The sequence below is a fragment of the Pseudomonas sp. COW5 genome, from assembly GCF_026240005.1.
GTDB classification, from domain to species: Bacteria; Pseudomonadota; Gammaproteobacteria; order Pseudomonadales; family Pseudomonadaceae; genus Aquipseudomonas; species Aquipseudomonas kribbensis.
The window spans coordinates 3843701-3855750 of sequence record NZ_JAPHVP010000001.1 but is presented as its reverse complement, the minus strand read 5'-3'; the positions used below and the strand labels follow the sequence as shown (position 1 = coordinate 3855750).

10 protein-coding genes are annotated in these 12050 nt (G+C 61.8%); 6 read left to right on the top strand and 4 right to left on the bottom strand.

Annotated features, from left to right (window positions below):
* Positions 1-57: 57 nt before the first annotated feature.
* The 4 genes from OQ248_RS17550 to edd all read right to left on the bottom strand — a co-directional run bounded on the left by OQ248_RS17550 (position 58) and on the right by edd (position 5107).
* Complete coding sequence (locus OQ248_RS17550; protein ID WP_162803532.1) at positions 58-1485, bottom strand: ATP-binding protein; 1428 nt, start codon at positions 1483-1485, stop codon at positions 58-60.
* A gap of 31 nt (positions 1486-1516) precedes the next feature.
* Complete coding sequence (locus OQ248_RS17545) at positions 1517-2248, bottom strand: response regulator transcription factor (RefSeq protein ID WP_025112821.1); 732 nt, start codon at positions 2246-2248, stop codon at positions 1517-1519.
* Between the two features lie 79 nt (positions 2249-2327).
* Positions 2328-3284, bottom strand: a complete 957-nt coding sequence (locus OQ248_RS17540; protein WP_265813444.1) for a glucokinase — start codon at positions 3282-3284, stop codon at positions 2328-2330.
* The gene (edd, locus tag OQ248_RS17535; protein WP_119427875.1) at positions 3281-5107 is read right to left on the bottom strand and encodes a phosphogluconate dehydratase; all 1827 of its coding nucleotides are present in this window, start codon (positions 5105-5107) and stop codon (positions 3281-3283) included. Before edd ends, OQ248_RS17540 begins: the two co-directional genes overlap by 4 nt.
* A 221-nt stretch (positions 5108-5328) precedes the next feature.
* Between edd and gap the strand changes: the two genes are divergently transcribed.
* The 6 genes from gap (at position 5329) to OQ248_RS17505 (ending at position 12032) form a co-directional block, all read left to right on the top strand.
* On the top strand, positions 5329-6330 hold the full coding sequence (gap, locus tag OQ248_RS17530) for a type I glyceraldehyde-3-phosphate dehydrogenase (RefSeq protein ID WP_085709648.1): 1002 nt from the start codon (positions 5329-5331) through the stop codon (positions 6328-6330).
* 119 nt (positions 6331-6449) lie between these two features.
* Complete coding sequence (locus OQ248_RS17525; protein ID WP_265813443.1) at positions 6450-6968, top strand: RNA polymerase sigma factor; 519 nt, start codon at positions 6450-6452, stop codon at positions 6966-6968.
* Positions 6969-7092: 124 nt separating this feature from the next.
* Positions 7093-8058, top strand: coding sequence for a FecR domain-containing protein (locus tag OQ248_RS17520; RefSeq protein WP_265813442.1), 966 nt, complete (start codon positions 7093-7095; stop codon positions 8056-8058).
* Positions 8059-8180: 122 nt separating this feature from the next.
* Entirely contained in the window at positions 8181-10766 is a 2586-nt protein-coding gene (locus tag OQ248_RS17515) for a TonB-dependent receptor (RefSeq protein ID WP_265813441.1), read from the top strand.
* 111 nt (positions 10767-10877) lie between these two features.
* Positions 10878-11474, top strand: coding sequence for a biliverdin-producing heme oxygenase (locus tag OQ248_RS17510; protein WP_085709644.1), 597 nt, complete (start codon positions 10878-10880; stop codon positions 11472-11474).
* Between the two features lie 162 nt (positions 11475-11636).
* Positions 11637-12032 (top strand): YbaN family protein, encoded by a 396-nt coding sequence (locus OQ248_RS17505; RefSeq protein WP_085709643.1) that lies wholly within the window; start codon positions 11637-11639, stop codon positions 12030-12032.
* Positions 12033-12050 lie beyond the last annotated feature (18 nt).

Here is a 12050-nt window from a genome sequence, read left to right as displayed (position 1 = left end):
CCTCGGTCGGCCCCCTCTCCCTCCGGGAGAGGGCTGGGGTGAGGGCTCTTTTGATCTTCAGTCCGCCGAACGCGGCAATTGCAGAGTCACGCGCAACCCACCTTCACGCAAATTCTGCAACGTCACTTCCCCCCCATGACTATGAGCAATGTTGCGGGCGATCCCCAGACCGAGACCGTAGCCCTGCTGCTGCCCCGCCAGCCGAAAGTGCGGTTCGAACACCTGTTCCAGCCGCTGCTCCGGCACGCCCGGCCCTTCGTCATCAACGTGCAGGACAAACGCACTCTCGTCATCATCGATATGCAGATGAGCGTTCTGCCCGTACTTCAACGCATTGTCGATCAGGTTGCCGATGCAGCGCTTCAACGCCAATGGCTTGCCCGGATACGCCGCCAGCGCCCGCCCCTGCTGGGTGACGCGGCCGTTGCCGTTGGGCGCCAGATAGGGTTCTACCAAGCAGTCGAGCACATGGTTCAGATCCACCGGCTCGATGTTCTCGTGGATGTCGGTGTCTTTGACGCATTGCAGCGCGCCTTTGACCAGCAGCTCCAGCTCATCCAGATCGCGGCCGAACTTGGTTTGCAGCTGTTCGTCTTCCAGCAGTTCGACCCGCAGACGCAGACGGGTGATCGGTGTACGCAGGTCATGGGAAATCGCGCTGAACAACTGGCTGCGCTCGGTCAGGTAACGGCTGATGCGCTCGCGCATGGTGTTGAAGGCGCGGCCCACCTCCACCACTTCGCTGCCGCCACCCTCGGCCACCGGCTCGACGTCGGCACCCAGCGACAAGTCCCGTGCGGCCCGCGCCAGACGCTTGAGCGGTCGGCTCTGCCAATGCACCAGCAGACCGATGAACAGCAACAGAAATCCGCTGGTGAACACGATGAACCACACCTGCTGGGTCGGCAGGCCCTGTTCTTCAAGACTGGTGTAGGGCTCGGGCAACAGCGAGGCGATGTACAGCCATTCACCCGGTGCCAACTGGATCTGGGTCACCAGCACCGGCGGATTCACCGGTTCCAGGGTCAGCGCGTAATGCGCCCAGGAGCGTGGCAACTCGTCGAGTTTCAACCCGGCGTTGAAGATCCGCAGGTCATCGGGGCTGACGAAGGTCACCAGAATGTCGGTGTCCTGGCCCAACGACTGACGCAGTACTTCATCCACGGCTTGAAGCACCGCTGCCTTGCGCGGTGTAACCGGCAAAACTTCCATACCCAGCGGTTTGTCATTCAGCGTCACCACAAATCGGGTGCCGCCCATGCTGCGCAACTGATCGAGCACCAACGGCCGATAAGCCACCGGCAGCGAGCGGAAATAGCTGACGCTGGCGGTCATCGAATGGGCGAGGCTGCGGGCGCTGGTGACCAGGCCTTCGAGCTGGGTCGCGCGCAATTGGGACACCCAGATCACACTGGACAAGGTCTGGGCGAACAACACCGCGAGCAATGTCAGCAGCAGCATTCGTCCGAGCAGCGAACGGGGCATCGGCACTTTGCGCGCGGTGTTGCGCAGGAACTCAGTGACCATTGCCGGCAACCACATTGGCTGCCAGTTGGTAGCCGCTGCCGCGCACGGTGCGGATCAGCCGTGGCGGCTTTTCGGTGTCGCGCAGACGCTGGCGCAAGCGGCTGACCGCCATGTCGACGATACGATCAAGGGGCATCAGGTCGCGGCCACGGGTGGCGTTGCCGATGGTGTCGCGGTCGAGGATTTCCTGGGGGTGATCAAGGAACAGCTTGAGCAGGGCGAAGTCGGCGCCGGACAGAATCACTTCCTCTCCGTCGGTGTGAAACAGCCGATGGCTGACCATGTCCAGTCGCCACTCGTCGAACGCCAACACTTCGCTGCCACTGCGTTCCTGTCCGAACTGGGCACGGCGCAGCAGGGCTTTGATTCGCGCTTGCAGTTCGCGGGGGCTGAAAGGTTTGCCGAGGTAGTCGTCGGCCCCCAGCTCCAGACCGATCACCCGATCGGCCTCGTCGGAACTGGCGGTGAGCATGATGATCGGCACCTGAGCCTGACGCGGATGCTGGCGCACCCAGCGGCACAGGCTGAAGCCGTCTTCATCGGGCAGCATCACATCAAGGATCACCAGATCGCTCGGCGCCTCGTTCAGCGCCTGGCGGAAACTGGCGCCGTCGGCCGTGGCCCGTACCTGAAAACCCGCGCGGGTCAGGTAGGTTTCCAGCAACTCGCGTATCTCCTGGTCGTCATCGACCAACAAAATCGACTTGTTGACTGAACTCACTTCGAAGGCATCCTTGTTGTTGGAATTGGGCGGATTATGCCTGATGTGCCGAGGGTTCCCACGCTCGGCGTGGGAATGTTCATTTACCGGATTGTTCGAGCGCCACTCCTGCACCGACCAGACCGGAATACGGCGCGGTCACCAGCCACACCGGAATCCCCTTGAAGTAATCGCTCATGCAACCCTTGTCGGCGAAGCTGCGGGCGAAACCGCTTTCGAGGAAGAAATCGGCGAAGCGCGGAATCACGCCGCCAACGATGTACACCCCGCCACGGCCACCGGTGGTCAGCACGTTGTTGCCTGCCACGCGGCCGAGCCAGCAGCAGAATTGCTCCAGCACTTCCAGGGCAATCGGGTCACCGGCAAGGCCGGCTGCGGTGATGGCCTCCGGAGTGTCGAGTTTTGGCTCGTGGCCATCCACCGCGCAGATCGCCCGGTATACCCGAGGCAGGCCACCGCCGCTCAACGCGGTTTCCGCGCTGACGTGGCCGATTTCGTTGTGGATGTGCTGCCAGAGCTGGGTTTCACGCGGGCTGCTCAGCGGCAGATCGACGTGACCGCCCTCCCCCGGCAGCGCGGCAAACCGGCCTTCGCCCAGATCGAGCAAGGTGCCGACGCCCAGGCCGGTGCCCGGGCCGATCACCACTGCCGGGCGCAACGGCTCCGGCTCGCCTTCGCAGACCACGCGGAATTCGCCGGGCTGCAAACGGGTCATGCCCAGTGCCATGGCGGAGAAGTCGTTGACCAGCAGCAACTGCTCGACCTGCAACGCCTGGCAGAACGCCTTGCGGCTCAGGCGCCAGTGGTTATTGGTGAACTTGAATTCATCGCCGCTGACGGGGCCTGCCACCGACAGGCACACCGAACCGATGGCGCCCGGCGCCAGGCCGAGCCCGCTCAGGTAGAGGTTGATCGCCTCTTCCGGGCTGGCATGGTCGGCCGTGGCCAGCACCTGCACCGATTCGAGCTGCTGATCTTTCCACAACGCAAACCGCGCGTTGGTGCCTCCGATGTCACCGACCAAAGCCAGTTTCAATTAAGCGTCTCCAGGGCAGAAGTGAAGGCGCTGGCGCCCTGCTCTGCCGAGCTGAAGGCCATACGCATGAAGCCAAACAGTTCGCGACCGCTGCCGATGTTGTTGCCCAACAGGCCTTTGGCGGGTTCGCGCGCTGCAAATTCGGCGGCGTCCACCTTGAGTTCCAGGGTGCCTTTGACGCCATCGACGCGGATGATATCGCCCTCTTGCACGCGAGCCAAAGCGCCGCCGACATAAGCCTCCGGGCTGACGTGGATCGCCGCCGGGATTTTCCCCGAGGCGCCGGACATGCGTCCGTCAGTCACCAGCGCGACCTTGAAGCCGCGATCCTGCAGCACGCCGAGGAACGGCGTCATCTTGTGCAGTTCCGGCATGCCATTGGAGCGCGGGCCCTGGAAGCGCATCACCGCGACGAAATCCTTCTCCAGCAAACCGGCCTTGAAGGCGTCGGCCAGATCCTGTTGATCCTGGAACACCATGGCCGGTGCTTCAACGATCTGGTTTTCCAGCGCCACGGCGGACACCTTCATCACGCCACGACCGAGGTTGCCTTCCATCACCCGCAAGCCGCCCTCTGCCGAGAACGCACGGGCCACCGGACGCAGGATGTTTTCGTCGAGGCTTTCGGTCGGGCCTTCGCGCCACACCAGTTTGCCGTTATCGAGGAACGGCTCCTTGGTGTACTGGCTCAAGCCGTGGCCGAGCACGGTGTTGACGTCTTCGTGCAGCAGGCCGGCTTCCAGCAGTTCGCGGATCAGGAACGACATACCGCCCGCCGCCTGGAAGTGGTTGATGTCAGCCTTGCCGTTCGGATAGACGTGGCTCAGGGTCGGCACGACTTCGGAGAGGTCGGCCATGTCCTGCCAGGTCAGTTGAATGCCCGCCGCCATGGCGATGGCCGGCATGTGCAGGGTGTGGTTGGTCGAGCCGCCGGTGGCGTGCAGCGCGACGATCGAGTTGACCAGCGCCTTCTCGTCGACGATTTCGCCAATCGGCAGGAAGTTGCCGTTCTGTTTGGTCAGGCGCGTGACCTGATGCGCGGCTTCGCGGGTCAGGGCCTCGCGCAGCGGCGTGTTCGGGTTGACGAAAGAAGCGCCCGGCAAGTGCAGGCCCATGACTTCCATCAGCAACTGGTTGGTGTTGGCGGTGCCGTAGAAGGTGCAGGTGCCCGGGCTGTGGTAGGACTTCATTTCCGATTCCAGCAACTCTTCGCGGGTCGCCTTGCCTTCGGCGTACTTCTGCCGCACGTCGGCTTTTTCCTTGTTGGAAATCCCCGAGACCATCGGCCCGCCCGGCACGAAGATCGTCGGCAGGTGACCGAAACGCAGGGAGCCCATCATCAGCCCCGGCACGATCTTGTCGCAGATGCCAAGCATCAGCGCGCCGTCGAACATGTTGTGGGACAGCGCCACAGCCGTGGACATCGCGATCACTTCGCGGCTCGGCAAGCTCAGCTCCATACCCGGTTCGCCCTGGGTCACGCCGTCGCACATGGCAGGCGTACCGCCGGCGAACTGGCCGACCGAGCCGATTTCGCGCAGGGCGTTCTTGATCTGTTCCGGGAAGACTTCGTACGGCTGGTGCGCCGAAAGCATGTCGTTATAAGACGACACAATGGCGATGTTCGCCGAGTTCATCATCCGCAGGCTGTGTTTGTCTTCGCTGCCACACCCGGCCACGCCGTGGGCGAAGTTGGCGCATTGCAGTTTGCCGCGCATCGGCCCGTCGGTTGCGGCGCCGCGAATGAGCGCAAGGTAAGCCTGACGCGTGGCGCGGCTGCGGGCGATAAGCCGTTCGGTGACCTCAAGAACGCGGGGATGCATGTGTAGAACTCCAGGCTAACGGATGTGGCGACCTGATTGTCTATGCTGACCAAAGCGCCCGCACGCGTGGGATGACGGGCGGTTTCCTTGACCATTCGGACCAGTTGATTCAGGTCACTCGTTGTAGATAAAACAAAATATTGCCACTAAAAAGGCTTGTTTTCTATTTTTATGCGAATAATCTTGTAATTCCAACAACAAAACGACGGCGGCGCTGTTCAATGACTCTTCGAATCGCAATCAATGGTTTTGGCCGCATCGGCCGTAATGTCCTGCGCGCACTGTATACCCAAGGCTATCGACAGGATTTGCAGATCGTCGCCATCAACGATCTGGGCGACAGCGCGATCAATGCGCACTTGCTCAAATACGATACCGTTCACGGCACGTTCGATGCCGAAGTTGCGCACGACAACGAGAGTCTGACCGTCAACGGTGACCGTATTTCGGTCAGCGCCATCCGCAACCCGGCCGAACTCCCATGGGCTGCGGAAAAGATTGATGTGGTCTTCGAATGCACCGGTCTGTTCACCGACCGGGCCAAAGCCGCCGCGCATATTACTGCCGGTGCGCGCAAAGTCATCATCTCGGCCCCGGCGAAAGGCGCCGACGCCACCGTCGTTTATGGTGTGAACCACGACATTCTGCGCCAGTCGCACCAGATCATTTCCAACGCCTCATGCACCACCAACTGCCTGGCCCCGGTGGCCCAGGTGCTGCACCGCGAACTGGGCATCGAAAGCGGTCTGATGACCACGATTCACGCCTACACCAACGACCAGAACCTGACCGACGTCTATCACACCGACCCGTACCGCGCCCGCTCCGCCACCCAGAACATGATCCCGAGCAAGACCGGCGCCGCCGAAGCCGTGGGCCTGGTGCTGCCGGAACTGGCGGGCAAGCTGACCGGCATGGCCGTGCGTGTGCCGGTAATCAATGTGTCGCTGGTTGACCTGACTGTGCAGCTGAAGCGTGAAGCCTCGGCCGATGAAGTCAACGCACTGATGAAAGCCGCGAGCCAGCATTCGAAAATCCTCGGCTACAACACCCTGCCGCTGGTATCGAGCGACTTCAACCACAATCCGCTGTCGTCGATCTTCGACGCCAACCACACCAAATCCAGCGGCAAACTGCTGAAAGTGCTGGCCTGGTACGACAACGAGTGGGGCTTCTCCAACCGCATGCTCGATAACTGCCTGGCGCTGTGCAACGCGGAATAAAACCGCTGCTGCCGATTTGAAGGCGGGTAGTGGCTTTACCAACCTTTGACAAATCAACACTTGACCACTCGGGCGGATGATAAGCATTATCATTCGCTCGAAATGGATCAGGTCCTCCCGTGAGTCAGTCGCAGTTCAATCACGTTTTCCTCGCCCAGCGCACTTCATTGCTGCGAACGCTGGAACGCATGGTCAACAACCACAGCACCGCCGAAGACCTGCTGCAGGAAACCTACCTGCGCGTCACGCGGGCGCTGAGCGAACGGGCCATCGATCACCTTGAACCCTTTGTCTTCCAGACCGCGCGCAACCTGGCGCTGGATCACTTGCGTGCGCGCAAGATTTATTCGCGGACCATGGTCGACGACGTGCCGCAGGACGTAGTGCACAGCGTCGCCGCCCCCGCCAGCAGCGCCGAAGACGCCGCCCACGCCGAACAATTGCTGGAGCGCTTGAACGTGAGCCTCGGTGAACTCAGCCCCCGACAGCAGCAAATCTTCATCCTCAGCCGCCTGCACGGGCACAGCTACCAGGAAATCGCCGAAGAACTCAGCGTTTCCCTCAGCACGGTGCAGAAAGAACTCAAATTGATCATGACCATTTGCATCGGTGTCGCCGAGCGCTTGAATGGCGACTGATGCCGTAGGCTTTTTCGGTAAACGACAGGATCGACTGCACTGATCATCGGCCTTTGTTACCCTTGCCCGACTTTTACGCTTCACTAAAAAAACAGCCGTGCACAGACACTGCCGAGGAAACACCGTGACGGACACCCACCGCCCTCCTTCGCCCGACACGGCGCAGGACGCCGCCAACGCAATGGACCAGGCTCTGGACTGGCTCATCGTGCTCGGCAGCCCGGACGAGGAGCAGACCCGGCAGTTTCATGCCTGGCTGGCGGCCGATCCGTTGAACGCCCAGGCGTTCGCCAAGGCCCAGGCGATCTGGGACGGCCCGCAGATCGCCCAGTGCGCGCAGAACCTCGCGGCCAGACCGAAGAAAGTTACTGTCCTCACACGCCTGCGCCCGCACTGGAAGCCGCTGGCCACCGCTGCGGTGCTGATTCTCGGTCTGTTCAGTTTCAGCAACCTGCCGATGCGCCTGCAGGCCGATCACCTGACCGTGGTCGGCGAGCGGCAACGCTTGCAGCTTGAGGACGGTTCGAAAGTCCTGCTCAACACCAATTCCGCCTTCTCCAGCACGATCAACGATCGTCAGCGCGTTGCGCGGCTGTATCAGGGCGAAGCGTTTTTCGAGATCCCGGCCAGCCGCAGCCAGCCGCTGGAAATCGACGCCGGCCCGGTGAAGGCCAGTGTGCGCGACACCGCGTTCGCCGTGCGTTATCTGGATGGCGTGGCGCAGGTGCGGGTGCAGCGTGGCGATGTCGATCTGCGTGCGACCCGTGACGATGCCCGGGTGCGTTTGTCCGCCGGGGAAAGCATCCGCATCGGCCCGAACGGTTTCGACCGGCCGGCCAAGGTCGACGCCGCCACCGATCTGGCGTGGGTGCAGGGTCGGTTGATCTTCGAAAACTGCCCGTTGAACCAGGTGCTGGCGGAACTGCGCCGCTACTATCCGGGTTTCATCATCAACACCAACGAACATCTGGCCGACGTAGCCGTCACCGGCAATTACCGCCTCGACCAGCCGCTGGACGTGGTGCGTTCGCTCGCTCACATCACCTCGGCCAAGCTTCAGGAATTCCCGGCGCTGGTGATTCTGAACTAAATGAGAATTATTTTTACTCGATAGCCGAAGCTCGTTCGTCTCGTTATAGCCAATGCAATTGATTCGCATCTTCGGACGTGAATCAGCACCTATAAAGATTCGTGCGACACGGAGCGCTATCGATGTCCTCACGCCTTACCCGCCAGACTTCTTCCCCTTCCCGCGTGCTGTCGTTGCTGACCGCCGCCATCCTGATGGCCGGCACCGCGCCGTTGATGGCTGCCACCGAGCAACCGGCACGCAACATGGGCGATTACTCGTTCGCCATCAGCCAGCAACCGCTGGTGTCGGCGCTCAACGCGTTCACCGCCGTCACCGGCTGGCAGGTCGGCTTGCCGGCTGAACTGGGTAAAGGCGTGTCGTCGCCGGGCGTGCGCGGTTCGCTGCCACCGGAAAAAGCCCTGGAGCGCCTGTTGGTGGGGACCAACCTGAGCTTCCGCAAACTGAGCAACAACAACGTCGTGCTGGAAAAGCGCAATAACAGCGGCGCACTCAATCTCGACCAGGTGACCATCAGCGCCACCCGTCAGGAACAGTCGGTCAACAGCGTGCCGGCCACCGTCACCGTGCAGACCCGTCAGGATCTGGACCGCAACAACGTCAATACCATCAAGGATCTGGTGCGCTACGAGCCGGGCGTCTCCGTCGGCGGCGCCGGCCAGCGCGGCGGTATCAGCGGCTACAACATCCGCGGCATCGACGGTGACCGCATCCTGACTCAAGTGGATGGTGTCGAAGTGCCGGACGGCTTCTTCAACGGCCCGTACGCCAAGACCCAGCGCAACTACGTCGACCCGGAAATCGTCAAACGCGTGGAAATCCTTCGCGGCCCGGCCTCGGTGCTGTACGGCAGCAACGCCATCGGCGGCGCGGTCAGCTACTACACCCTCGACCCGGATGACATCATCAAGCCCGGCCAAGACGTCGGCGCCCGCCTGAAGACCGGCTACAGCTCCGCCGACGACAGCTGGCTGAAATCCGCCACCGTCGCCGGTCGCGCCGACCAGTTCGACGGCTTGCTGCACTACAGCCAGCGCGACGGTCATGAAACCGATTCCTACGGCAGCAACAACGGCACCAGCCTCGAGCGCACCGCCGCCAACCCGGAAGACGTGAAAGCCTCCAACGTGCTGGCCAAGATCGGCTGGAGCTACAACGAAGGTTCGCGTCTGGGCCTGACCTACGAAAAGTACAAGGACGATCGCGACACCGATCAGAAAAGTGCTTACGGCGGCCCGTTCTTCAACGGTGCCCCGACCATTCCCAACAGCGTGCTGCCCGGCGGCATGTACCAGTGGCGTACCGGCAACGATACCGTCACCCGTGAGCGTTTCGGCCTGGAACACAGCTTCGCCCTCGACAGCCTGTTGGCGGACAACGTGAAGTGGAGCCTCAACCACCAGGTCGCCAAGACCGACCAGAGCACCGAAGAGTTTTACTACCCGATGACCCGTAAAGTGCTGCGTACCCGCGACACGATCTACGAGGAAAAACAATGGGTGTTCGATGCGCAACTGGACAAGGCATTCGCCATCGGTGACACCGATCACGTGCTGACCTACGGTACCACGATCAAACAGCAGAAAGTCACCGGTTCACGCAGCGGCGACGGCAAGTGCCTGGCAGTCGGTCGCGGCTGCACCGCCATCGGTGCCACCAGTGCGGCGGACGTGCTGAAGAAGTCCAGCGATTTCCCGGACCCGACCATCAACACCTACAGCCTGTTCGCCCAGGATCAGATCAGCTGGAACAAGTGGACCTTCCTGCCGGGCCTGCGCTACGACTACACCCAGCTCAAGCCGCACATCACTCAGGAATTCCTCAACACCGTGGCTGCCGATGGCAAAGGCACGGTCAGCGACGAGAACAAGACCTGGCATAAAGTCTCGCCGAAATTCGGCCTGACCTACGCCCTGACCGACAACTACACCTGGTACGGCCAGTACGCCGAAGGCTTCCGCACTCCGACCGCGAAAGCGCTGTACGGTCGCTTCGAGAACAGCACCACCGGCTACAACGTGGCGCCGAACCCGAACCTGGAACCGGAAAAAAGCAAGAGCTATGAAACCGGTCTGCGCGGCAACTTCGAGCAAGGCTCGTTCGACGTGGCGGTGTTCTATAACAAGTACCGCGACTTCATCAACGAAGACGCCGTCACCCCGGGCTACAGCGAGCTGACCTTCCAGTCCAGCAACATCAAGCACGCCACCATCAAGGGTGCCGAAGTCAAAGGCCGACTGAACCTGGATTCGTTCGGCGCGCCGCAAGGTCTGTACACTCAGGGTTCAATCTCCTACGCCTACGGACGCAACAACGACAACGGCGAGCCGTTGAACAGCGTCAATCCGCTGACCGGCGTATTCGGTCTGGGTTACGACCAGGACAACTACGGCGGCCTGCTGAGCTGGACCGTGGTGAAGAAAAAGGATCGCGTCGACGACAGCAACTTCAAGTCGCCGGACGGTGTCAGCAGTCAATTCAAATCCCCGGGCTTCGGCATTCTCGATCTGGCCGGCTACTACAAGGTGACCGACGACGTCACCGTCAGCGGCGGCATCTACAACCTGACGGACAAGAAGTACTGGTTGTGGGATGACGTACGCGGTTACGACAGCGTCGGCGAAGCGTCGGTGACACAACCGGCCAACCTCGACCGCCTGACCCAGCCGGGTCGCAACTTCGCGATCAACCTGGTCTGGGATATCTGATCCGGATGACCTCACGGCGCGAGCGAATTGCCGCGCCGTGAGGTTTTTTTTACTGTCCGGCGCTTGCCCGTTCGTCTCGTTATCAAGCGCCTCTTTTATCAAGGACATCTCATGAGCACCCCGGAAAAAGCCCTGCGTTCGCAACGCCTGAACCAGATCACTCACGAGCCGCACAGCAAGCTCGATGCGCTGGTGAAAGCCCATGCGCCGTTCGAGACTCGCGCCAATTTTGCCCGCTTCGTGGTCGCGCAGTACCTGTTCCAGTCGGAGCTGGTCTCGCTGTACAACGATGCCGAACTCACCGCCATCGTCCCTGACCTGCCGGCCCGCTGCCGCGCTGAAGCGGCCAAGGCCGACCTCGCCGACCTCGACACCGAAGTGCCTGCGCCCGTTGCCGGCGCGGTGAAAAACCCGAGCAAGGCCCGCGCCCTGGGCTGGATCTTCGTGTCCGAGGGTTCCAAGCTCGGCGCGGCGTTCCTGATCAAACGCGCCGTTGCCCTGGAACTGAGCGAAACCTTCGGCGCCCGTCACCTGGGCGAGCCTGAAGGCGGCCGCGCCGAAGGCTGGAAGAGCTTCGTGCGTACCCTCGATTCGCTGCAATTCAGCGCAGAAGAAGAAGCCGAAGTGGAGCAAGGCGCGATCGACGCGTTCAACCGCTTCACCGTGCTGCTGGAACAGGCTTACGCCACGGAAGCCGAACCGGCCTGAAGCCACGCGACTCCCCAATGTGGGAGCGGGCTTGCTCGCGAATGGGATCTGTCATTCAACATTGAAGGTGACTGATACGCCGCTTTCGCGAGCAAGCCCGCTCCCACATGAGAACAGCGCAAGTCTGTAGAATCCCCGTTTCGCCTCACACACTTCGAGCCCATGCCCCAACCCGCCTCCTCCCGACTCGCCCGCCTGCTGTTCGGCCTGCTCGCCTATGTCAGCCTCGGCATCGGCCTGATCGCCATCGTCGTGCCCGGCCTGCCGACCACCGAATTCATTCTGCTCGCCGCCTGGGCCGCGACCCGCAGTTCGCCGCGCCTGAGTGCCTGGCTGGAAAACCATCGGCTGTTCGGGCCGATTCTGAGCAACTGGCGCAACGGCAAGATCATCGCCCGCAAGGCCAAGGTCAGTGCCACCGTCAGCATGCTGCTGTGCGCGACTCTGATGCTGGTGGTGCTCGATCACGGCTGGCCGGTCTATCTGGCAATTGCCGGCATGACCCTGGGTAACCTGTGGATCTGGTCGCGGCCGGAATCGCTGCCGAAGATTTCCTGATTTTTCCCTTCTTTTCAG